This window comes from Mesobacillus jeotgali (assembly GCF_014856545.2).
Lineage (GTDB): Bacteria > Bacillota > Bacilli > Bacillales > Cytobacillaceae > Mesobacillus.
In genome coordinates, this window is sequence record NZ_CP109811.1 from 510,580 (window position 1) to 534,392 (window position 23,813).

At 41.5% G+C, this 23,813-nt stretch carries 22 protein-coding genes and 1 pseudogene; 16 read left to right on the top strand and 7 right to left on the bottom strand.

Annotated elements, in window-relative coordinates; all coding sequences use genetic code 11:
* The first annotated feature begins 22 nt into the window (after nt 1-22).
* Nucleotides 23-1,063 carry an S-layer homology domain-containing protein gene (locus tag FOF60_RS02620; RefSeq protein ID WP_192473198.1) on the top strand — a complete coding sequence of 347 codons (1,041 nt, stop codon included), beginning with the start codon at nt 23-25 and terminating at the stop codon, nt 1,061-1,063.
* Between the two features lie 254 nt (nt 1,064-1,317).
* Here FOF60_RS02620 and FOF60_RS02625 read toward each other — a convergent pair whose 3' ends face one another.
* From FOF60_RS02625 to FOF60_RS02635, 3 genes are all read right to left on the bottom strand, one after another.
* Nucleotides 1,318-2,082 carry a GTP pyrophosphokinase gene (locus FOF60_RS02625; RefSeq protein WP_192473197.1) on the bottom strand — a complete coding sequence of 255 codons (765 nt, stop codon included), beginning with the start codon at nt 2,080-2,082 and terminating at the stop codon, nt 1,318-1,320.
* A gap of 134 nt (nt 2,083-2,216) precedes the next feature.
* On the bottom strand, nt 2,217-2,627 hold the full coding sequence (locus FOF60_RS02630) for a Spx/MgsR family RNA polymerase-binding regulatory protein (RefSeq protein ID WP_192473196.1): 411 nt from the start codon (nt 2,625-2,627) through the stop codon (nt 2,217-2,219).
* Nucleotides 2,628-2,648: 21 nt separating this feature from the next.
* The gene (locus tag FOF60_RS02635) at nt 2,649-3,269 is read right to left on the bottom strand and encodes a TetR/AcrR family transcriptional regulator (protein WP_192473195.1); all 621 of its coding nucleotides are present in this window, start codon (nt 3,267-3,269) and stop codon (nt 2,649-2,651) included.
* Between the two features lie 236 nt (nt 3,270-3,505).
* On the opposite strand from FOF60_RS02635, the gene FOF60_RS02640 reads away from it, so the two are divergent.
* Nucleotides 3,506-4,411 (top strand): AraC family transcriptional regulator, encoded by a 906-nt coding sequence (locus FOF60_RS02640; protein ID WP_192473194.1) that lies wholly within the window; start codon nt 3,506-3,508, stop codon nt 4,409-4,411.
* A gap of 5 nt (nt 4,412-4,416) precedes the next feature.
* Here FOF60_RS02640 and FOF60_RS02645 read toward each other — a convergent pair whose 3' ends face one another.
* Both FOF60_RS02645 and FOF60_RS02650 read right to left on the bottom strand, forming a co-directional pair.
* Nucleotides 4,417-5,655, bottom strand: coding sequence for an MFS transporter (locus FOF60_RS02645; RefSeq protein WP_192473193.1), 1,239 nt, complete (start codon nt 5,653-5,655; stop codon nt 4,417-4,419).
* A gap of 145 nt (nt 5,656-5,800) precedes the next feature.
* The gene (locus FOF60_RS02650; RefSeq protein WP_192473192.1) at nt 5,801-7,081 is read right to left on the bottom strand and encodes an MFS transporter; all 1,281 of its coding nucleotides are present in this window, start codon (nt 7,079-7,081) and stop codon (nt 5,801-5,803) included.
* 587 nt (nt 7,082-7,668) lie between these two features.
* On the opposite strand from FOF60_RS02650, the gene FOF60_RS02655 reads away from it, so the two are divergent.
* The 7 genes from FOF60_RS02655 (at nt 7,669) to FOF60_RS24520 (ending at nt 13,862) form a co-directional block, all read left to right on the top strand.
* Nucleotides 7,669-8,097, top strand: a complete 429-nt coding sequence (locus tag FOF60_RS02655) for an acyl-CoA thioesterase (protein WP_225650394.1) — start codon at nt 7,669-7,671, stop codon at nt 8,095-8,097.
* 40 nt (nt 8,098-8,137) lie between these two features.
* The gene (locus tag FOF60_RS02660; RefSeq protein ID WP_225650393.1) at nt 8,138-8,947 is read left to right on the top strand and encodes a nitroreductase family protein; all 810 of its coding nucleotides are present in this window, start codon (nt 8,138-8,140) and stop codon (nt 8,945-8,947) included.
* Nucleotides 8,948-9,038: 91 nt separating this feature from the next.
* Nucleotides 9,039-9,515: an AraC family transcriptional regulator gene (locus FOF60_RS02665; RefSeq protein ID WP_192473191.1), complete on the top strand. Its 477-nt coding sequence runs from the start codon at nt 9,039-9,041 to the stop codon at nt 9,513-9,515.
* Nucleotides 9,516-10,101: 586 nt separating this feature from the next.
* Nucleotides 10,102-10,923, top strand: a complete 822-nt coding sequence (locus FOF60_RS02670) for a cupin domain-containing protein (RefSeq protein WP_192473190.1) — start codon at nt 10,102-10,104, stop codon at nt 10,921-10,923.
* A gap of 376 nt (nt 10,924-11,299) precedes the next feature.
* The gene (locus FOF60_RS02675; RefSeq protein ID WP_192473189.1) at nt 11,300-13,261 is read left to right on the top strand and encodes a DUF2207 domain-containing protein; all 1,962 of its coding nucleotides are present in this window, start codon (nt 11,300-11,302) and stop codon (nt 13,259-13,261) included.
* Between the two features lie 66 nt (nt 13,262-13,327).
* Nucleotides 13,328-13,690, top strand: coding sequence for a YfjD family protein (locus tag FOF60_RS02680; protein WP_264647632.1), 363 nt, complete (start codon nt 13,328-13,330; stop codon nt 13,688-13,690).
* Nucleotides 13,665-13,862, top strand: a complete 198-nt coding sequence (locus tag FOF60_RS24520) for a DUF5381 family protein (protein WP_413632878.1) — start codon at nt 13,665-13,667, stop codon at nt 13,860-13,862. The genes FOF60_RS02680 and FOF60_RS24520 overlap by 26 nt, the downstream gene beginning before the upstream one ends.
* A 155-nt stretch (nt 13,863-14,017) precedes the next feature.
* On the opposite strand, the gene FOF60_RS02685 is transcribed toward FOF60_RS24520, so the two are convergent.
* Nucleotides 14,018-14,839: an STAS domain-containing protein gene (locus FOF60_RS02685; protein ID WP_192473187.1), complete on the bottom strand. Its 822-nt coding sequence runs from the start codon at nt 14,837-14,839 to the stop codon at nt 14,018-14,020.
* Between the two features lie 275 nt (nt 14,840-15,114).
* On the opposite strand from FOF60_RS02685, the gene FOF60_RS02690 reads away from it, so the two are divergent.
* From FOF60_RS02690 to FOF60_RS02715, 6 genes and pseudogenes are all read left to right on the top strand, one after another.
* The gene (locus FOF60_RS02690; protein ID WP_225650391.1) at nt 15,115-17,517 is read left to right on the top strand and encodes a M14 family metallopeptidase; all 2,403 of its coding nucleotides are present in this window, start codon (nt 15,115-15,117) and stop codon (nt 17,515-17,517) included.
* A 237-nt stretch (nt 17,518-17,754) separates the two neighbouring features.
* Nucleotides 17,755-18,585 carry an MBL fold metallo-hydrolase gene (locus FOF60_RS02695; RefSeq protein ID WP_192473186.1) on the top strand — a complete coding sequence of 277 codons (831 nt, stop codon included), beginning with the start codon at nt 17,755-17,757 and terminating at the stop codon, nt 18,583-18,585.
* Between the two features lie 237 nt (nt 18,586-18,822).
* Nucleotides 18,823-20,295, top strand: a pseudogene (locus tag FOF60_RS02700) (IS1182 family transposase); the annotation flags it as partial.
* Nucleotides 20,296-20,567: 272 nt separating this feature from the next.
* Nucleotides 20,568-20,768, top strand: a complete 201-nt coding sequence (locus FOF60_RS02705; RefSeq protein WP_026694123.1) for a cold-shock protein — start codon at nt 20,568-20,570, stop codon at nt 20,766-20,768.
* A gap of 236 nt (nt 20,769-21,004) precedes the next feature.
* On the top strand, nt 21,005-21,328 hold the full coding sequence (locus FOF60_RS02710) for a ribonuclease E inhibitor RraB (RefSeq protein ID WP_225649788.1): 324 nt from the start codon (nt 21,005-21,007) through the stop codon (nt 21,326-21,328).
* 15 nt (nt 21,329-21,343) lie between these two features.
* Nucleotides 21,344-22,051, top strand: coding sequence for a M48 family metallopeptidase (locus FOF60_RS02715; RefSeq protein WP_192469878.1), 708 nt, complete (start codon nt 21,344-21,346; stop codon nt 22,049-22,051).
* A gap of 252 nt (nt 22,052-22,303) precedes the next feature.
* On the opposite strand, the gene FOF60_RS02720 is transcribed toward FOF60_RS02715, so the two are convergent.
* Nucleotides 22,304-22,816, bottom strand: coding sequence for a GNAT family N-acetyltransferase (locus FOF60_RS02720; protein WP_192469877.1), 513 nt, complete (start codon nt 22,814-22,816; stop codon nt 22,304-22,306).
* A 357-nt stretch (nt 22,817-23,173) separates the two neighbouring features.
* Between FOF60_RS02720 and FOF60_RS02725 the strand changes: the two genes are divergently transcribed.
* On the top strand, nt 23,174-23,650 hold the full coding sequence (locus FOF60_RS02725) for a CarD family transcriptional regulator (RefSeq protein WP_264647633.1): 477 nt from the start codon (nt 23,174-23,176) through the stop codon (nt 23,648-23,650).
* Nucleotides 23,651-23,813 lie beyond the last annotated feature (163 nt).

Sequence of the window (23,813 nt, forward strand, 5' to 3'; positions counted from 1 at the left end):
AAATTGGCAGAGGGGAGATATCATGAAAAAAGTAACGTGTTTTTTGTTGTCTGCTGTGTTGGTTTCGAGCCTCTTTTTATTTAATGGTAAAGCGGGTGCCAGCTCATTCAGTGACATCAATAATCACTGGGCAAAAGAGGATATGGAGTATTTGGTACAGAAAGGGATTATCGGAGGATATGCTGATGGTACTTTCAGGCCGAATGAAGTTGTCACTCGTGCTCAGGCTGCAATCATGATTGGCCGTGCTCTTGGCTTACCTGGGGAACAACCCGTTGACGCAAGGTTCAAGGATGTTCCAGCCAGCGTAACGGGTTCAGGCTTTATTCATCAGTTGGAACTGATTGGCGTGGCGGCAGGGTATGGAGACGGAACTTACCGGCCGCACAATCCGGTGAATCGGGGAGATGCAACCATTCATTTAATCAAATCGACCCTCGCTCCTTCAGACCGGAAAGGGTACCCAGAACATCCATTCACAGATGTCTCAACAAGCCAGGCGTCAGGAGACTATGTCATCATAGCTTACCATAACGGAATTGTGGATGGATATGCAGATAAAACATTCCGCCCCTATGAACACATTACCCGCGCTCAGTTCTCGGTCTTTCTTTCTCGATCGCTTCAAAGTGAAAAGACTAGCGCTCCCGAGCTTGAGGAGCAGGAAGCCGTCGATTTGCTGAACAGATACAATACTGTCAGGGAAGCCGCCTATGCTGATGCATTGGATCAGCCGAACTACAAGTTCCAAACGTATAAAACGAAAGAGGAATTTTATCAATTATTTCTCGGTTTTATGTCCAGAGATGTGGTTGAAACGACCTTCAGCATCAGATTGCGAGAGGAAAATGGCAGCTTGTATCTGGTAGCGATGGATTCAGTTAGAACCTTCAAGCCAGAGATTCCTCATGATTTTGAAAAAATAACAGATCGATTATCTGTGCTCACCCAAATCCAGGAAAGCGATATGTACGGGCGGGAAAAGCTCATTTTCACCTATAAAAATATGGATGGGACTTGGAAAATCAGTTCTATAAGAGCAGTGAATTTATTGCAGCAATAATATCGCGAGAAACGGGGACTGCTCCGGAGCCTAAGTGAAAACTACTGGAAAAGTACCTGTATAAAAATAGTATCCAGTCTAGACAGCTACTGGAACATGAGTGATGTTAATAAATGATGTAGAAGAAGGAGGATAGACATTTCGTTATCCTCCTTAATTTATCGCTATAATCGTTGGTTTGACTAAGATTCTGTTGTTCCTTTGACTCCCAAAAATGAGACGTGAGAACCTCTGTGTCTCACTTTTGGATATCTCTACTTTTTTACCTCTTTGGGAACTTCCACAAAAAAGCCATTAAGGAATGATTGAAAATTAGTTTTAGGCATTTTTAGAGTTTCATTGAAAGGTAGAAGGTCGCCATCCAGATCTTCTTTCACTTTCAAATTCGCCACTTCATTATTAATACTCTCCATTTTTAAGTCCAACTCAGCAGCTGATATCGCTGCGTCCTTTAAATCCTTTTTGATCCTCTCTGGTATTTCCTTATCATACTTATAATATATTTTATGTTCCAGGCTGGCCCAAAAATCCATGGCGATTGTTCGTATCTGCAGTTCCACAAATACCATCTCTACTCGGTCAGACATAAAAACCGGGATTTTAATAATAAGATGGAGGCTTTGATAACCGTTGGGTTTCGGCTGTTTGATGTAGTCCTTCCGTTCAACCAACTCTATATCCTTTTGCTTTTCAATCATCTGGCTTATTTTATAAACATCCGTGATGAATGGACAAATGATTCGGATTCCGGCAATGTCTTTTATGTTTTCCCTGGCGGATTCTATCGAAAGGCTAAGGTTCTTCCTGGTCATTTTTTTTATGATACTCTCGGGAGATTTTAGCCTTGAATTACAATGTTCTATTGGATTGTAATCGTGTATATGAATAAATTCTTCTTTTAAAATATTGATCTTTGTATTCATTTCATCTAGTGCAAATTTATAAATCAAAGAGAACCTTTTTAGGTCGTTTCTCATTTCTCTGGGATTGATTCTGTACTGCTGAGTCAATTCTTCCATTTGTGGACTTCTCCTTGTGGTTAAAGTTTACCTCCCTATTGTTACAGCTCATTCAATAATGGGTGGGAGTGTAGCAGAGGGGAGGCCGCCTTTTCTGATTAAAAACTTTTAAGTGCAAATGGAGAACGGAAAAGTTAACTTTCTATAGGTTGTAAGTGTTCCATTTTCCATTGCAGCCACTGAAACTTACGAATCTTTCTCGGAAGGAATTGCCGGATTCCCTCCTCGTTATAACCAACTTGAAGCTTCCTGTTTTCCACGATTAGAGGACTTTTCAGTAACCGGGGGTGTTGATGGATCGTTTCCAGTAATTCAAGCAACGAAAGATTATCAAAATCTATATTCATGTTTCTATAAGGAAGGGATCTCTTAGAGAGAATGTCATCGGTACCATCAGTAGTCAATTGTAAAAGTTCCTGAAGTTCCTGAACTGTTAAAGGCTCCTGCATCATATCCCTTTCCACGAAAGGAATCTGATGGTTTATCATCCAATTTCTTGCTTTCTTGGTTGATCTGCATCCTAATCCATATATCATCACAGTCATTTACATTCGCCTCCAAACTTATCAGTCATTATGCTTGTATATACCTTGCTTTAGTAAACTCATACTAAGCTTAAAGGAGTCCATTGCCTCCTCATCAGATAAGCCCTTAACTGTTTTTTCAATCAGGTTGTTAAAGGCCAGTGCAGAAACCATTTTGAAAATATGTAACAGCTCTTTTTCTGCAGTTGAATTCAGATATTCCCGATTAATCAATTCCCCGACCTTCTTGAACTCCTGGTTATCCAGATAGGTATCCCAAATACTTGTAAATGAGCTTTCAACTCTATGTGTTGTGTAGAGCAGGGCATTTTTTAAAAATTGCTTCTCTTCCTCATCTGATAAGGCAAGTAAAAAGTAATTCTGGAGCTCAATCAGAGCTTCAATTAAGTCACCATGATGTTTTGCCAGTAATCCGCTGAAATAGATTTTGCCCTTTTTTAATTTATCTTCTAATAAATAGAAATATAAATCCTCTTTGTCCTGGAAATATTGATAAAAGCTGCCTCTGGATATACCAGCTGTTTTAATGATGTTTGCTATGGAGGCTTCAAATAAAGGAGCCCTTGTGAACTCAATCTCAGCTGATTCCAGCAGCTTTTTCCTCTTTTGCTCTGACAAGTTGAAAAATGTTTGCTTTGGCAAGTGATCACCTCAGATTAGAGATATGACACCGTGTCATTTTATAATTAAATGATATATGACACAGTGTCACATGTCAATGACGAATATGACACCGTGTCATATTCGCTTTGCGAGACACCCGCGCACAGTTTTTTTGTCGAAGACTAATTCTTTATTAAGAACGAACTGTTATTTATACTGTATGTATGATTCTATTTTTCTAAGGGGGAAGAAAGACCAACCGTAAAGTGGTGAGGATGATTCAACAGTTACTTTTACTTCAACGTGTCATTGATTATATAGAGGATCATATTAAAGAAGAGCTTAGTGCTGAAGAGCTGGCGAGGATGGTTGGGTATTCACCTTATCATTTTTCGCGGATTTTTCAGAAACAGACGGGCTATACATTGATGGATTATGTGGTAAAAAGAAAGCTCCAGTTTGCACTGTATGAGTTGGTAAATGGGAAAAAGATCATCGAAATTGCCATGGATTATGGGTTTGAAACGCACGCAGGGTTTACGAAAGCGTTCAAGAAATGTTTTGGAAGTCCGCCGAGTCTTTACAAGGAGCATTGTCCGACATCACTGCCTCAAAAACTGGATTTAATGAGCCTTCACCAAAAGAACACTGGCGGCATTGTCTTGCAGCCTCAGATTGTCCGTCGGGAAGCATTTAATGTCGCCGGTAAAATCTACAGTATCGAGAATTTCCCTGGTGATAGAAATGTGCCAGCCTTCTGGGAGCAGGAGGGTTTGACAGACGGTTCGATTGAAACATACTTGTACAAAGAGTTATCGCCAAAAAAGCATGGAGAGTATTGTATCAATTTGAGCCGGAGCTTGGATGAAGGTACGTGTCGTTATTTATTTGCTGTAGACCATGATGATGAAAAAGGCTTACCGGATGGAGTGACCGCTACAGAAATTCATGCGGCTGTCTATGCGGTCTTCCGGACGCCTTTGGTTGAGGTTGGCCAATTCGCAACGGCGATCAAAGGAACATGGAGATACATACTGGAGGATTGGTTTCCGCACTCATCTTATGAAGTGGATGAAGAGGGCTTTGACTTTGAGTATTATGATGAGCATTGCCATTACTGGGATTTTAAAAAAATCTATATGGAAATCCATATTCCGATCAAAGAAAAATCTCGAGAGTGACTCTATCACCCTCGAGATTTTTTGATGGCCAATTGATAAAGATAGATGACAGGTGTTAAAAGAATGGCACTTGCAATCATGGCTATTTTGATCGAGAAGTTGGCGGCGATTAACCCTATTGCCGGTCCTCCGCTGATTTGGCCGATCGCATCAACCAGGCCTTTTACCGAAAAGAAAGTGGCACGTGTCGAGGAATCCGGAATGATTTTATTCAGCCAAGTATCCTCAAGCGGTGCCATGACAGACCTTGTTCCTTGGATGATCAGGTAAAAGCACAGCAAACCGATGATTCCAGTTGAAAGAGCGAAACCGGTCAGCGACGTGATAATCAGAACACATCCGATTAGCAGGGAAACATAGATGGTGTTTAGCTGATGATGGAGAGAACTCCGGCTGATAAAATGAAGACCGACAAATGATAGAAGCATCACGGCAAAATTAATGCTTCCGATCAGGATCACCAAATTGCCTTCTGTCATGTTGGCAAGATGGGTTTCTTCAAGAAAGTGAGAAATCCACAGCCGGTCAAAGCCTTCACTATATAAGCCGAAAAACAAGGCAATAAGGAAGAGGATCCGCATCAGATAGCTGGCCTTTGTATAATGGACCATCTGGTTCATATTACTTTTCAGCGTCTTCCAAGTGGATGTATTTTCTTGCTGAGCAGGTTTGAAATTCTCTTCCTTCATAAAAAGAAGCAGGAAAACCGCTAATGCCAGCATGGATAATCCGCCAATGATGATCGGCAGGTTGATCATGAAATAGTAACCGATCAACATACTCAAAGGAATTGCGATCACTTCGCCGAGCTTGCCAGCCTTAGCGCCATTCACAAACGCGAGGGAAGCACGCTCTTCTCCGATCTCATCAGCAATCCAGGCTTGATGCGCACCACTGGTAAACGTGTAGCCAATACCCCAAAGAACCTGAGACACTAACACGGCTGCGAAATACTGAAACGAGCGCTCGGTGAGGAACCCGGCCCCAATCAAAAAGTACCCGATAATTACAGAAAGCCTGCGACTTTTTAGATCAGCCATAAACCCAGTCGGAATCTCAAACAGGAATACAACCGCCTCCAGAACAGTCCCAACCACAACCAGCTGCAGCGGATCAAGTCCCACGACTTTGACATGATACAGCAAGTTAACTGTAAAAATAAATGTAAAAAAGAACTGCGACCAAAAACGTGTATATATATAGACAGTATACGAATCCATTTTTTTGAAAAATGTCGATTTCATCTCCCCCTAAACAGATTATAGAGAGGGAGGAAGACAATTACTTTTCCAAATTTGCGGTTTTTTCAGGCTGCAGGAAATGTCTCGAGTAAACCATCCGGCTCATTTATAGATTTACCCAAGTCCGGGTAGCCACGTTCTTTAATCCTTATTTTAGACGGGAGGATTCTAGTTCTGCCGATTCAGGCTGGCGCATTTCCTTAATCGTACTCACTCCAAACAAGCCGATTAGAGAAAAGATGACTGGAATAATGAAACCATAAAAATAGCCTTCCGTCATACTGCCTGAAACAGACTGGAAGTGATCCAATACTTTTCCGAAGAAGCCTGGCAGTAAAACAGCACTCAGAAATCCACCGGTATTCGCAAAACCAGATACAAGTCCAGATTCCCTCATAGGAAAGGACTGGCGAACAACAGCAAAAGTTAAGGCGCTTGCCCCAAATCCAAAGCCGATGATAAAGAAAAGCAAAATGAGCATGAAAAGCGGAGGATTCCCTTTGAATAAAAGGAAAGCAGACCAGCTTGTTAAAATAATGAAATGAACAATGACATAAGGGCGCTTAATTGTTTCAAGCCGACTTGAAATCCAACTGGTCAGCGGAGCTCCTATAAGTGCTCCTATAAGACCAACCATTACTAGTTGACTGGCATCTGATCGAGTCAGATCATACATATTCATACCATAGGGCACTGCCCATGAACTAATAAAGCCCACATAGCCGCCAACAACCCCAAAATGACAGAAGAATAAAGCCCATGCCTGCCGATTCAGAACGATTCTTTTCAGTAACATCGAAATATTTTGACGTGGAACATCATCTTTTACAGTTACCGATTCATTAGGAAAGAGTTGTTTAGGTTTCTTTACCAGTACAATATAAAGAAGAATTCCGGCTAAACATAACGCTATGCCCGCTGAAAAAAATGCTGCTCTCCAGCCAAGTAAGTCAATCCAAGCGGAGAAAGGAACTGTCGCCAGAAGGAATCCAAGGCTTCCCGTCATTCCCGCAAAACCAATCAATCGAACAAATTCCTTTACTTTAAACCATTGGCTTAAAATCAATACCAAATTGACCCAAATAGTCGCATCTCCAATTCCCGTAAGGATTCTGGCAAAAAACAGGACAAACTCATGGGTCCCAAGGCTATAAATGATCGTGCCTAACCCAGTAACGATTGCCCCTATAATTAGAAAAAAATTAGGCCCAAACCGATCAGCCATAATCCCCATCGGAATTTGCAAACTCGTATAAACCAAGAATTGCATACTCGTTAGTAACCCAATCGTTGTGGCTGTTACATGAAAATCCTTCATCACCTGTTCCGTAATCAATCCCGGAGCTGTCCGCTGGCTCGACATTAATAAGTAAGTGAACAATACGGAAAAAAATACAACCCACCTAAACCTGCTATTCTGTTTGTCCAATGATTTCTACTCCCGTTGGCTTTTACAGTATATATATGGATATCCAGCACCGGTCATGATAACTTACTGAATCTGAAGCACGTGTACGTACCTTGTGCTTTTAATAAAAAGCAGATATTGTGACAGGTTTCAGGATGCATGGCCCAAAGCTGTCAAGAAAAAGCAGTAATTGTGACAGTTTTCAGGATGCAGAGCCCAAAGCTGTCAAGAAAAAGTGGTTATTGTGACAGGTTTCAAGGTGCAGAGCCCAAAGCTGTCAAGAAAAAGCAGTTATTGTGACAGCTTTCAAGGTGGAGAGCCCAAAGCTGTCAAGAAAAAGCAGTTATTGTGACAGGTTTCAGGATGCAGAGCTTAAAGCTGTCAAGAAAAGCAGTTATTGTGACAGGTTTCAGGATGCAGAGCCCAAAGCTGTCAAGGAAGTGCTAATGCTGACGATTTACTGGTGTTGAAAAGCTATAAAATGGAGAGAGCCTTACTACAAGAAATCCAGTGAAGACATGTTGAAGAAGGATTTATCGTTTAAGTTGTGGAAGAATGTATCTAGCAGGAAATGGCGAGAAAGCATTGATGCAGGAGGATTGATGGTGATGCAGATGAGACCGGAATATGAAGATTTTCCATTAAAGGCTTATGACAAGATCAGGTATGCAGATACGGATCGGCAGGGACATGTAAATAACGCACTGTTTTCAACCTTCCTGGAAACGGGAAGGACTGAGCTGCTATATGCAAATGAGCCGCTGCATGCTGAAAACGCATCGTTTGTCATAGCGAGTCTAAAGCTGGACTTACTTTCCGAAATACGGTGGCCTGGAACAGTGGAGATTGGCAGTGCCATTACAAGAGTTGGCAACAGTTCCTTTTCTTTATTTCAAGGAATCTATCAAAATGCTAAGCTTGCTGCGGTGGCAGAAACCGTCATCGTGCAAATGGACGACCACACTAGAAAATCTGCGCCACTTTCCTCTGAAACAAAAGAGGAATTAATGCAATATTTAGTTGAAATAGAAAAATAGAAACAAAGATTAAAACACGGGGATGGGCGGAACCGTCCATTTGTTTATAACCGATATAGGAGTGATTGTCTTGGAATTGAATGATGTGATTCACGGGCACCGATCGATTCGAGAATATGAAGATCGGGAAGTTAGTCAAGATCTGCTCGACAGAATTTTAGAGGCGGGTATTCGGGCCTCTTCAAGCGGCAATATGCAAACCTATTCGATCATCGTCACGAAAGACAAAGAACTTAAGAAAAAGTTATACAGTGCCCATATGGAGCAATCGATGGTGGTTGATGCGCCTGTCCTTTTAACATTTTGTGCTGATTTTAATAGAATGAGGAAATGGCTTGAACTTAACGATGCACCTGTACATTTTGATAATTATATGAGCTTTATGATCGGGGCGATTGATGCAGCTTTGGCCGCACAGAACTGCGCTTTAGCAGCTGAAAATGAGGGGCTGGGCATTTGTTATATGGGCTCTACGCTTGCGAATTGTGATCAAATTGGTGAACTGCTGAACTTACCGCCCAATGTCGTCCCCGTTGTTGGCTATTCATTAGGGTATCCGGCAGAAAACCCTGCCCCGCGTGACCGGCTGCCAATGCATGGACTTGTTCACTATGATCAGTACCGTGATTATTCGGATGAAGACATTCTGGAAATCTACAAAGATCGAAACGAAAAAGGATGGAACCGCTACATGGCCGTCCCAAAACTTAAAGAAATGACCGAGCAATTGGGATTAAAGAATCTTGCTCAAATTTACACGATAGCCAAGTATACGAAGGAGTCGCATCAGGAATTTTCGCAAACAGTGCTGAAGTATCTGGAGAGACAAAACTTTATGAATAATGAATAGGGACGGGGAAGTGGGAGCAATACCTCCCCTTGTCCCGGTGGTTAGTTGAAATGTATAGTGAACTAATCTTACTAAAGAGGGATCGTAAAAAATGAATATCTTAATAAAGAATTTACCTGAAACGGAAATAGCATATATCAGACGAACGGGGAGTTACTTTGAGCCCCAAGAACACTGGGGAAAGCTGATCCATTGGGCGATTAGCAATGAACTATACCCGCCCCAGCAGTCTTTTATCGGTATATCATTAGATAATCCGGAGCAAGTGGAGAGTCAGGATTGCCGTCACGATGCCTGCGTTACATTACCTGACGGATTTAATAAAGAAAACCATGCGGATATAAAATTCAGGAAGTTGGAAGGCGGTCAATACGCCCTGTATTCCTTTTATGAAAAACCTGAAAGGCTACATTCTGCTTATCAATACATGTTTGGCGAATGGCTGCCAAGTAGCGGCTATGAAGCCGATTATCAAAGACATAACCTCGAATTCAATTTGAATAACCCTTCTGAAGATCCTGAAGGGAAGTGTCGAGTTGATTTATTTATACCTGTTAAAAAGAGATGATCTGAGGGCAAAGAGTCAATAGGTGACATTTTAAGCGGCAGTTACAAGAAACCACCTTTTATTCAAGGGGAGTAATGATAAGAGGGGGAACCCAAATGAAACTTTGGAAAGACTTGAATGATAAGGAGAAAGCAACAAGATCGTTCTTCACAACTTGCATCTTTGCACTACTTATTTTTATACCAAACTATCCAATCGGAATTTATTTGGTAGTAATGGGAATTAGTTGTTCAACTTCAGTGCATTATCTTATAAAACATCGTAGAAATTATTCTTAAACTAGTGGGGCGATTCCTGGGTATGCACCGGCCCTTGTTCAGGTAAAGGGCAACAAGATAAAGATTGTTTAGAATTTGATTAAAAAATGCGTGTCTACACTGGTCTGCTTTTCACATGCTGACCCAAATATGATTAAGATGCTTGCCGAGAATTATCGCATGAAATTCGTTCCTTTTGAGCGTTTGTTTCATGCCTTTATTTTTTTTGCCGTTTAAATCCTTTGTCAACTATGTCCCCTTTTCTTTTCAGTACATTCCCAGAAAAATTGCATAGGATATGTTGATAAACTGGGAAGGGATTGACGAAAATGTACTATGCTCCTCATGGGTATTCAAACCAATACTCTTATTATGGCAATGGCCCGCAATATTACGATGGAAGACAGTCTGGTCAGTGGGCGTATCCTTATGGAATGCAGCATGTGAATGGTTTTCAATCTTTCCGCTATCCTAACGGTAATGGAATGATACCTTTAGCGGATTATGGACCGAATCCATATGTGGTAAATATCAATGAAGCAACAAAGCAAAACAACACATATCGTACGGCTTTATGGACAGGAACGCATTTACAAGTCACATTGATGAGTATCGATATTGGCGGTGATATCGGTTTGGAAATGCATCCTGATGTGGATCAATTTTTGCGGATCGAACAAGGCCAGGGGATCGTTCAAATGGGCCAGAGCAAAGATAACTTAAGCTTTCAAAGGCAGGTCGTTGACGATTCTGCCATCATGATTCCAGCCGGAACATGGCATAATTTGACCAATACCGGTAATACTCCGTTAAAGCTGTACTCCATCTATGCGCCTCCTAACCATCCATTCGGAACTGTCCACGTGACAAAAGCCGATGCAATGGCGAGTGAAGGCGGAGCGAACGGCAATGGAAACACGATTGTTTTTGGCAAGACTCCAGACGAATGGGTACGGCACACAGAATATTTAGTGCAGGAAGGATTAGAGGACGTTAAAAGAGGGATCAACGCCACGCACATTCTTCAAGAATTCATCCTAATGGGAGTGCTTGTAGGGAAAGGGTATACTCCGGAAAAAGCATATGAAACCGTAGAAGAGTGGGAGCGGTCAGGAAAATCCCAACTTCTTCTTCAGAGCAAGAATATGTAGGGGTTAAAAAGAAACAAAAAATGAATAAATGGGGTAGAACATGAGGATAGACAATTCGCTATCCTCTTTAATTTTGCTTTATGTCCATGGTACCGTATGAAGTTAAACTGTTAGTGTATCTATTTACTTTTATTAATAAACTCCTTGTGGAAAATTTTTGAAAAAGAAAGATTGGTTGTTTATAATTCTTCTATATATATTTTTAAGAAGATACATATAACAAAGTTCTTTCATTTGTGTTAACCCGGATAATTCTGTTTTAACGGGTTGTTCGGTGAGAGGATGGTGGCATGAAAGTTGTGTTTTCATTTCTGTTCTCAACTTCTGCAACATCAATATAGTTAAATGAATGAACATCCCCTAAGGAGTTGTAGTCGTGTTAAAAAAGATCGTGATACTTCTGGTTTTGCTTTTTCCCATTGCCTCGCCTGTGTTGGCAGGGTCTTATTCGATTGATGAAGTCCGCATAAGGGCGTGGATTCAGCCTGATGGTGATTTGCTTGTTAATGAAATTCTCACCTATAACTTTGTGGGTGATTATGATAGCGTCAGCAGGGCTATACATAAGAAAAACCATAAGGGAGTAGAGCTTTTCGAAGCGTATGAATTGGTGAATCCTAAGGCGGAGCTTGGTTATGTGGAGATGGAAGACCTGCGTCCTCTTGAGGTGTCGAGGGAGGACAATACCTACCGTGCGGCACTGCCGGCAAAAGATGAAAAGAAAGACGTGTTCTTTATTTATGAATTAAAAGAAGCGGTGAAGACGTATGATTCCTACAGTGACCTTACCGTTCCTTTCTTTGGGACAGATACGAACCATGATGAAGATTTGAATAAAGTGACGATTGACTTTGTGTTTCCAGAGGAACTTAGGCCGAACAGTTATTTTCCCTTTTTCCATGACCGGCAAGGAAAGGTAACCGAAAAAGGTCCATGGGTGGTGCGGTTTACCACCCCAGAGTCTGAGATGTACTCACTGACCGAAACCCGCCTGCTGTTTCCTTCTTCGGTGATGTCGGAGCAATCCAAGACCAGGGCACCGATGTCATTGAAGGACGCGATTGCGGAGGAAGAACAATTGGCTGAAAAAAATGCTGCTATGAAGAATCAGCTCAGCATTCTGGAAAATGTATTGACGGGCTTTGCTGCTTTCCTGGCACTCGGATTGGTGACCATGCTTTTCATGCGTTTACTTAGGAAGCTGAGGGGCGCTGATCGACCTGAAGAGCTGCTTCAGACCGATCCTCTTATTCTGTATATGATCAACCGGCGGGGTAAAATGAATCCTTACGCCTTCCTGGCCGGACTGTTTTCGCTCGTTGAAAAAGGAAAAGCAGCCGTCAGGACGGAACAGAATGCTGGCCGATTCCTGAAAGATGATCAATCCGCTGACCAAACGCTCTATTTTACATTAACGACCCCGGAAACCAGCTTATCGAATTGTGAGCAAAGGTTGGTATCCTGGCTATTCAGGAGAAAAACTAAAAATGGAAACCCTGTTTTCTTCATGAGTGATATCGCAGGCGCATCCAGCCAGCAACGAAATAATCCGCAGCATCTGCACAATTATCATACAAAGTACAAACTGTTCAAGGAGAACGAAAAGGAATGGTTTGCCTGTGTTCTGGAAGTGTTGAAGGAAGAAGGAATGATGAGTGGCAAAATGAGCACGCTGGTTAAAAGAGGGCTTATGCTGATCCTATTTACAGCTGTTATCTATGCTTATTATCTGGATTTCCTATCAACTGCATCTATAGTAATCTATTCAATCATTGCCGGGTTCCTATTGATAAGAGGCTGGCTCAAACCTGAGAGGAAATTGTTTTTCCTGCTATTTTACCTGGTATCCCTGATTGCCTCCGCGATGCTTTACGATGCCGAGGCACTAACCTTGCTGTTCATCACGACTGTCCTTTCGGCGGTGCTGACCCTATTGACGCCGCACATGACGCTATCAGGAGAAGCTCTCGTGATTGAGCAGGAAATACAGGCTTTTAAAAAGCAGCTTAAGTTCGAGATATTCCCTGACCAAATCAGCAGCCAATCCGATAAATGGATGATTCGCAGTCTGCTGTTAAAGCCGAAAGTTAAGTCCAGGGCACAAGACAAAGAATTCGTCAGCGATGAAAAATCAGCCGCACCATTAACCTATCTGATTGCAACCGGACAAAACCCTGTAGAATTCCTTGCAAACACATGGAAATGGAGCATCCCTCCAGGAAGCAGCTCATCATCCTCTGTCTCTGGTGACAGCGGCTATTCAGGAGGAGGTAGTAGCTATTCAGGTGGAGGAGACAGCGGAGGCGGCAGTGATGGAGGCGGAGCTGGAGCTGATTGATTCTTCGGAAGCAGGTACTAAAAGGGGAAGTTCGAGTATTTCATAAGGAAAAGGAAACGATCATTCATGGAAAATAATATTGAACACACTCCAGAGGAACACAATATTATCGTATCAAAAGATAAAGTCGAGGTCGTTTACACAAACGTCGGAGCTGGTTGTATGCTTACTGGCATAGGATTGATGACGTTGGCGTCACTATTCATTTTCTTTATCGTACCAGACGTGAGTTTTGTAAAAGGATTTGTCGGAATCCTCATCGGTGTGTTTGGGTTGCTGGTATTTGGATCGATGCTGATCAGGATGCTGTCCATGCTATTATCCGGCAGAGCTGTCATTACCGTACAGGACGGCTATTTAAAAGGCAGGAAAAAAAAGTGTCCGGATCAACGAGATCAAGGATATCAAGTGGGGTGGCAGCGGCTTTAAATACATCACAATCACCACAATGAACAACAAAAAAATCAAACTCTCAACTTATAATCTAGTCAACGAACAAAAAGTACATAAAGTCCTTGATACATACGTGGTCCCAAAAGGTACTCCTGAATTGAAGAAGAACTGGGCGAAGAGGTATGGCGGTCAGGGATATAAAGCGTGAAAATAAAGGACTTGTCACCATTCCTATACATGGATTTGGCGACAAGCTCTTTTTTTTATTTTGGGAACCGGCCAAACTTACACTTCTTTAATTTGATTCACAATGGTCTAATGTCAAAAAAAGAAAAGACCACCGAAATGGTCTTTATCCTTCAATCAAAGATAATTTTTTAATGTCTCTTTAAGAGTCCCTCTGGTTTCCGCATCTTTTTCAAAAAGAATCCCTCCATGTACCATTGTTCTTACAAGGTCTGGTCGGAGTCCGGTCAGGATGGCTTTGCAGCCCATCATGGCCACTCCAGTCAGGATTTTTTGAAAGTAGTCGATAACATCCTTATCCATCATGGCTACACCTGATAGGTCGATCACTAAATTTTGGAACCTTGTGTTAGCTATTTCGTTTAAAACCTTTTCTTCAATGATTCGAATCCTAAAGGAGTCAATAGTGCCAATTAGAGGCAGAACAGAAACAGTCTCACTTACTGGAATAATTGGGACAGATAAATGTTCGACCATTTCTCTTTGCTTATGGAGCATTTGATCTTTATATTTTGAGTAACTGAGAAAGAAACTGTTAAGAAATTGGTCTATTTGTTCGTTTATGAATTCTTCCAATTCATAAAAGTCCTTTTTTCCATCAGTCAGGTTCTTTTCGTCATCAATTTCACTAATTATCTGCCAAAAAGTTCTCCTGATCGCTTGAACCCATTCTAATTTTAAGGACAGAGTTAGAGAATGTCCTGCCCAGGCAATTCCCTCCTCTTCTGCAAAAGCGATAAGATCTTTATCATTTTGATCTATTATATAGAAGATTAATTTCCTGGCATTCTTTAATAGGTCAATGTTTCCTTTCTCTAAAATCTCAGTGATTTTCCCCGAAACATTAACGGCTTGAGAGAGTAAACTCTCTTCAAATATTTCACCTTTATCATTAAAGTAGATTTTGATTTCTTCTCTTAAATCATTTATGTTATTCAACTTTCTTACCCCCGAAGTAATAACTGTAAAGCAAATTATAAATACCCTCTTTGATGATTTATAAACTGATTCACCTTAAATTTAGGAGTTGGACGAGACGCAAAAACCTTTCCAGTACCTCAATTTAGGTAAAATCACCACAGAACTTATTTAGAGACTCTAAAATTAGTACTTTCAAAATATGTAAAATGAGTCTATCTGCTGGCGAAATAATTAGAATATTCTAATTATAATAGAGTTGTCCTATAAAATGGGCAAATATAGGAGGTGTATTGATGAGGAAAAGAAAGAAGCTTATGCAAGGGTTCGTCATGGCAACAGCGATCAGTGCTCTGGGTTTTTCTACCTTTTATCCAGGGTTGAGCGGTTCCGGTGTAACGGGAGCGCAGCAGTTGGAAGGGAATTTGATTCTCCCTGATGAATCGCCTTCCATTGTTCAATTGGAAGTCCCGGACAAAGAGGCAATGGAGAAACTCGTTGAACTGGGAATTGATTTGACGCACAGAGTGCATCAGCATGGTGATGGACTTGAGGTCGATGTCGTTGTCACTCCTTCGGAAATCAAAGAGCTCGCAAAATACGGCATTAAAGTAAAGGATACGCTTATTACCGAAGCTCAATGGAACCAAAGAACCGCGGAAAGAAATGCTGCGGCACAGCAGGAATCCAGTATCGCTTCAGCAGAGGATACGCTTAAAGTCCTGCGGGCGAACCATTATACTAACCAGTCAGACACCTTCCTTTATGTTGAAGCAAAAACCTCCGCTGGTGAAAGTGCTAGCACTGTTCTTACGGCCAGCTGGGTTGAAAATGGAGTTGAAAAATCAGCGACCATGCAGCGGTTTGTTGACCTCGGGGAATATATGTATCACTGGTTTGAGTTGCCAGTAACAGCTGTTCCTGATAGCGTCACCATCACAAGCAGCCTGGGCGGAACTGCTTCCAGCCCTGTGTCAGAGTGGCTTGGCGAAGATAAGAAAGGCAGTCCTGAAAAACATTATGTGAAGGATTTCGTTGACCACTATATGGATCCGTACGAGCTGTATGAAAGAGCTGAAAAGCTTGAAAAAGAGTTCCCGGACTTGGTGGAGATTATCGAAATGCCGAACAAAACAAATGGATACCGCCGTCTAGCTCAGGCGACAATGGGAACAACGAATAGTTCGGCTGTTGTGGTTTCCTCGAAAGCCTGGGGTCACGAAGGCGGAAATGATATTACTGTTCAGTTCAAGAATCCTCAGCAAGCTAACCATCCTTTAACTGTAGCGGCTGAGGGGAATAATTTAGTGGTTGAACTTGGAACAGACAGTTCCGGAAATGTGATAAGCACTGCCAGCCAGGTAGCTGCGGCGCTTAATGCAGAAGCAGATGAACTCGTTACTGCGAGTACATACCGCGGAAATGCCGGTTCTGGCACTGTGGAGCCAAACACTGCGCAGCTGACAGATGGCTTGAATGCACCGGATCACATTTCACGTGAACCGCAAACAGTCAAAGCAATACGGATTGGAAAACATCGTGATGGCTCCAAGCCGGGTGTTCTTGGCTATGCCCAGGAGCATGCCCGTGAGTGGGTAACGCCGCTGGTAACGATTGAAACAGCGGAACGCTTGCTAAGAAACTATGCGCATGACGGAGAAACAAAACAGCTTGTGAATAACCTTGATATCTTCCTTGTGCCGTCGGTGAATCCGGACGGAGCAACGTATAGCTTCTATGACTACAACTGGCAGCGGAAAAATATGACGAACCATTGCGGACCTGAACTTTCAGATCCAGGTGCTCGCCATGCTTGGGGAGTCGACCTGAACCGAAACCATTCTGTTGGATCCGTCTTTGATGGCTTTGTAGGTGCCACTTCTACAAATTGTACAAGCTCTGTTTATGCAGGACCTGAGGAACACTCAGAGCCTGAATCAAAGAACCTAGTCTGGCTGGCAGATCAGAATCCAAATATTAAATTTGCGATGAATATCCACAGCTATGGAGGATATTTCATGTGGTCCCCGGGCTCCTATGATCCTGACAGAGTCACACTGCCGCGACCTACTGCCGGCCAGGAAGCATTCTATTGGGCAGCATCGAATGAAATTCTGAATGATATTCAGGACCATCGCGGTACCGTCATTTTACCAAGCCGTACCGGTCCGATTCCAGATGTATTGTACTCTGCAGCTGGAAACTCAGCTGATTATCTGTGGTATGAAAAAGGGATCTACGCATGGAACTTTGAAGTGGGAGCGGACCTGTGGGATGCAGATGCGAAAAGATGGCGTTCTGTAGGGTTCCAGCCACCGTTTGAAGAGGGGCATGAGGAGGCCATGGAATTTGCGAATGGCCTGATTGGCCTGATCAAAGTCGCATACAGCCAATCCAAGGATAAGCAGCCACCATCCACAAAAGTTGTAACTGAAAACAATGCTGCTGGCCCGGTAGAGGTCACATTCGAAACAAGTGAAGCAGCAACCATTTATTATACTCTCGATGGAAGCCGCCCTAACTTTGAGTCACCACATTTACGCCTGGCCGGGACGCGTGAACCAGCCGAAACATTGACAATCGACGAAACCACCACAATCAACTGGTTTGCAGTCGATGCGGCGGGCAATATTGAGAAAAACTACAACCCATTCAGCAATTCAAACAACTTTAACTCTGTAAAAATAACAATAAAATAAAATCGCTGTAAGGTGCCTGCTCCTAGCTTCTTTATAGAATGCTTGGGGCAAGCATCTTTTTTTTGTTGACAGATTAACCTTCTTTTACCTTGACGACTTTAGGTAGAGCAAAATCCGCTAAAAAAATATAAAAAACCTCAGCCAAAAGTTGTAGATAGGTTACACCATTCCTCCGAAGAGATCGCTTAATGGCTTTCTTATAATAAAGATAAGAAAAATCATAGGAAGGTGTTCAAAATGAACCATTATATATGTAACACTTGCGGTGTCCAATATCCCCATACTGCTCATGCTCCTGAAACCTGCTTAATTTGTGCTGACGAAAGACAGTATATCCATCCGGATGGGCAGTCATGGACAACGCTTCAACAGCTTGTAGATTCAGGGGAATATGAAAATACCATTGTCCAAGAAGAGGCAGGACTGTACAGCCTGACCACTTCTCCTTCGTTTGCTATTGGGCAGACAGCCTATTTAGTTCAAAATGAAGGGTTCAACCTGTTATGGGACTGCATCACCTACCTAGACGAAAAAACAGAAAATGAAATACATTCTCTAGGAGGAATCGATGCCATCGCATTATCACATCCACATTATTATTCGACACAGGTTGAATGGGCTGAACGATTCGAAGCAAATATCTATATCCACGAAAACGATCGCCAGTGGGTCACTAGGCACAGTGACAGGATCATATTCTGGTCTGGTGATTCCCTGGAGCTCGATGCGGGTGTAACATTGCAACGTTTGGGTGGTCATTTTAATGGGGGAAGTGTTTTACACTGGGAAAATGATGTCAACAAGCAAGGGGTCCTACTTACTGGTGATATTATTCAAATAGTGGCCGATCGACAATGGGTCAGTTTCATGTATAGTTATCCAAACCTTATTCCACTGCCAGCTAACAAGGTTCAGGAGATGGCAGCTAAAGTCAGCGTTCTAAATTTTGACAGACTATATAATGCATTCCATCGTGTCATTAAGGGAGATGCCCATCAGTCTGTTCAAAAATCCGCTAAGAGGTATATTGAGGCTTTGGAGGGAAAGTTCGTTAATATAAACAATTAAAAGGATCATCTGAAAATAACGCCTGGTTGATAAAACCAGGCGTTTATTGGGAGCAAGGGGACAGACCTCATGCTCCTCTTTTCGTAATTTTTTTTTGAAGCAAAAGGTACGTCCGAGACCAGTGAAAAAGTCTAATTAAAGGTCCCTTTTCTCACTTATTCTGTTTTTATCCATGAAAAAACCCCCTGAATGGTATAATGGGTACGACCAAATACCGACCATTAGGGGGTTTTTCTTGTGCTTCGACTAGAGCCAAAGCAATCAAGTTTTCACTCCGTATTATACGATAAAATACCAGAAAATCATATTCTTAAGAAGATTACTACTGTTGTAGATTTCAGTTTTATTAATGAACTACTGATCGATAGCTATTCCAAACGGTTTGGACGTCCTGCAAAAGAACCTGAGTTGATGTGTAAACTTCTATTTCTACAACATCTATATAATTATTCCGATGAACAAATCAAGGCGGAGGCAGAATTAAATCTTGCTTATCTGTATTTTCTTGGCCTCAATCCGGAAGATACCCTCCCTGATAAAAGTCTTCTTTCCAAATTCAGGACCCACCGTCTAGGAGAATCCACATTAGACGAAATCATTACTGAGATTGCACGACAATGTGTGGAACAAGGGATCCTTGAAGGGAAGAGTGTGAGCATTGATGCCACCCATATTGAAGCAAATACAATAAAGAAGACACCTGAAAGATTAATGAAGCATATCGCCAAGAAAATCGTTGGTGCCTATGAAATTGAATCGGGTCACTCCTTGGAAAATATACCGGAGGTACCAGATTACCAGGACATTCCGGATCACCATGAAGCCAAGAAGGTCATGAAACAATACTTGGAAACCGTCATTGATGAAGCAGAAAAAAACATTTCAGGCCATGAACAGGAAACCCAGCAGATGATCCAGAAAGCGAAAGACATCCTCAGTGACCCGAAATTCATGAATCAAAAAGGCATTCGATCACTTATAGATGAAGATGCGAGGGTTGGACGAAAAAGTAAAACCCAGGATTTTTATGGCTATAAAACAGAGTTCGTTATGACAACGGATGAGCGAATTATCACTTCAGTCCGAACATCAGATGGCGCTTATATGGATGGCGGTTACGCAAAAGAAATGTTAAAAGATACCCTTAAATCAGGTATGAACATCGATGAAGTTTATGGAGATAAGGCCTATTTCAGAAAATACATTCTCGATGACATACAGGAACTTAATGCCCGACCATACATACCAGTTAGCTCCCTAGTATACAGGCTGGATGAAAGTGAATTTACCTATAATAAAGATTCGGATGAATGGCAGTGCAGCCAGGGGAATACAACACTAAATAAAAAACGCTATAAATCAAAGAGAAAAGATGGTGTCAGAGAGGGCTATAAGTATTACTTCGAGATCAACCAATGTAAGGCCTGTCCCTTGCATGATGAGTGTGCAAAGACCAGCGCGAGAAGAATCTTGGTCGTTGGATTGAACACCTCTGAATTTTATGAAATATCCCAGTATCAAAAAACTGAGGAATTTAAGAAAAAGTATAAAAAGCGAGCAACCATCGAAGGGAAAAATGCGGAGCTTAAAAGGTTTCATGGCCTATCCCGAGCCAGGGGGTATGGTCTTTTAAGTGTGTCTGTACAATCAAAATTAGCCGCAATAGCAGTAAATTTAAAGAGGATAGCGGCGATCGCTTCCTCTTTTTTACTGCTTATTTCGGTGAAATCTATGTAAATTGGAGTTCATTTCAAATGAGCTAACAAAAGGGAAAGAAAAAAGAGTGGTTTTTCACTGGTCTCGGTACGTCCCTCTGCTTCGTAACGTTCTCATCCAACTAAAGTCCCTTGCAATTTTTCCTAAATCTTGTTATTCTTAGGTAGAATTATTTTTGTTCGGTGTAAAGTTCGACTCTTCGTTCTAATGATCACTTTGGGCAAGGATAGTAATACAATGTGCATTAGCACTAGGAGGCAACAAACATGGAACAAGGTACAGTTAAATGGTTTAACGCAGAAAAAGGTTTCGGATTCATCGAGCGCGAAGGTGGAGAAGATGTATTCGTTCATTTCTCTGCAATCCAATCTGAAGGCTTCAAATCATTAGACGAAGGTCAAAAAGTTACTTTCGACGTTGAGCAAGGTGCACGTGGACCTCAAGCTGCTAACGTTCAAAAAGCTTAATTTTGATATAGCATACCGAAACAGACTCCAAAAGGGTCTGTTTTTTATTTTTAAAAATAACAGCAATAAAAAACCCTACTCAACGAACGAGTAGGGGCATGGAACCGGTAAAGTAAAAAATTTAAAGCAAAAGGTTATTTACAGTATAACACACCAATCTCAAAATCAAATGATTAGCAGAAATTTAGCAAGTGCATGATAATGACAACATAGAAGGCACACAAATGGAGGAATGGATGATGAAATTTCCAAACGACGCGGATGGAGAAGCATTGCGCAGTTTGTTTAATGAAGGAATAAGTTTTAAAAAGCCGCAGCCAGTCGAGTTTTTTATAGCTGTGCCGGATAAGGCAACTGGCGAGAAGCTTCTGCCAGTATTGAAGGAAGAAGGCTTTCATGGCTTACTCGAGCAGGATGATGAGACAGATGAGTGGGCTTGCAGTTGCTCGAAAAAGATGCTCCTTAACCATAGCGAATTAAAAAAAGTGCAGGAAAAGCTGGATAAAATAAGCAAGCCTTACGGCGGCCATTCTGATGGCTGGGGCGTATTTGTAGAATAAAATGCAGGTGATGACATGCTTCATACTTTTTTAGGTGAAACAATCGGGTATGATGTGATTTTTAAAAATCGGAAAACAATCGGCATTTATATGGATCTGTACGGCCATGTCGAAGTCCACGCTCCTAAGGGGACCTCAGATGCAAATGTGCTTCAAATCCTAGAAGGCCAATGGGACTTGATCCTGCAAAGGGCGAAGGAAATGAAAGACCGGGCCTCAGCCGGCAGGGAAAAAGAATACGGATCAGGCGGACAATTTCTATACTTGGGCAGGCTCTATCACATTCTGATTTCCCAGGATGCAGATATCGAAAAAGACAATGCCGTGTTCGAGGCAGACAAGCTCCATGTATACGTGAAAGAGCAAAATGAAGAGAGCATCAAACAGGCTCTAAAGCGATTTTACTATCAGCAGTGCAAGGCATTAGTCGAAAAACGGGTTAAATTTCATCAAACTGAATTCAAAATAAAGCCGCGCTCGATTAGAATCACGGACAGTAAGACGAACTGGGGAACGTGTGATTCCATGAGGAATTTGACATTCAATTGGAAGCTGTCCATGGCACCAATGGAAGTGATTGATTATGTTGTCGTCCATGAAATGTGCCATATGGTCCATATGAATCACGACCGTTCATTTTGGCGGCTTGTCGGAAAAACCATGCCTGAATATGAACAGTATGAGCGCTGGCTCGCTGTGTCGGGGTGGAGGATGGAGGTTTAGTGTAGCGGGGGTGACAGATCCTCTCAGCGGAGCAAAAAACTTCAAAAATATTATCCTTATACTAGTCCACGAAGGCTACTGGCAAGTTAGGGGATATGATACCGATGCATGGGTAGGATCAAAAGAGACAACTTGAGCCTAATCTTGTACAGAAAGATGGAGCAAACGCAGCAAACAGGGAGGAAGGGTGACGGACCTTTTACTCCTTTTTTGTAATTTTGGAAGCAAAAGATCCCTTTGCTTCTGAACCCATTATTTTGCTATGTTAATGGCGTAAAGCTTAAGCTCCTCATCGCCTTGAGGAAGAGTCACGTATCCTTCAAAACTCATACCAAGCTTTTCAAGGAGTTTTGAGGAGGAAGCATTGTCTTTGGTTGTAATTGCAACGATCCGATCCAAACCTAGTTTACGGGCATATTCCAATGTTCCGTTTGCTGATTCAAAGGCATATCCTTTTGATTGATGTTCGGCAAGAAAGGCATATCCAATATCGACATCCTCCAGTCCATCGCGTTTAATCAAACCGCATAAACCAACCGGCAGTTGGCTCTCTTTTAGTTCAACCATAAAAAGCCCGAACCCCACTCGTTCATACACTTTTCTTGGCCCGGTCAAAATATATTTCTTAGCATCCCCAAGCGACCGAATGCCTTTATCTCCAATATATTTTAGCCATCCTGGTTCATTCAGCAACTTAATGATAAACTCTTGATCACTAACTTCCAGCCAGCGGACTTTCAAACGTTCGGTTTCGAATACTATCAAATGGCATACCTCATTTCAAAAAGATAGTTCAGTTTAGCACCATCTTATCATTATGCGACAAGGGGACGGTACCGGCGTCTCGTGAATTGTAAGAATTCAACCATATAATCTTCGGCATCTTTTTATCTTTGTATGGCAGGGCTTAACCAAAATTCATTAGTGTTTTTCTTAACTATTTCGGTTCCCGAATGATACTTGAGAACCGTCCCAGTGTCTCCCAGTGTCTCGCGATTTCTATTGTTTATATTTTTTTAAAATTTTAAAGAAAAAGTAGTTGACACTAAAATTAAATTTATGATATTATTAAAAATTTGATAAAAAATAATATATGTGTTAAGGTTAAGAAGGTTACCAAATATGGAGGTGGATTATTTGTTCCAAATTGACGATAACATTGTTTATCCAATGCACGGAGTAGGTATTATAAAAGCCATAGAAGAAAAGGAAATATCAGGGAAAAAACAACAATATTATGTCATAAAAATGTTAATCGGTAATATGCAAGTCATGATTCCTGCGGGTAAAATATTGAGTTCAAATATACGACCTGTTACTGACATAATTGCATTAAAACACATCATAAACATTTTTCATCATGGAGAAACTGATAGATTACTGCCGTGGAAACAAAGGTATAAAGTGAACACGGACAAAATAAAAACAGGTAAAATACAAGAATGTACTGAAGTTGTACGTGATTTAATGCGTATGAAGAAAGAAAAAGCACTTAATACAAGCGAAAAAACAATGTTAGATAACGCACATAAATTTTTGATTAGTGAACTGGAATTAATTAAAGGGATTACTGAAAATCAAATAAAAAGTTTCTGTTAAGGTTTCTTTAATACATCTTCAAAGACATTCAACTTCTCCAACTCACCTTTAGAGCATTAACCTCTTTTGTTTTATCTAAAATCTAATCCATTTTTATTACTTAAATTTCCTATACGAACGTTTGAAGTTTCATCAAATAACTCGATAAAATAGTCACTTGATT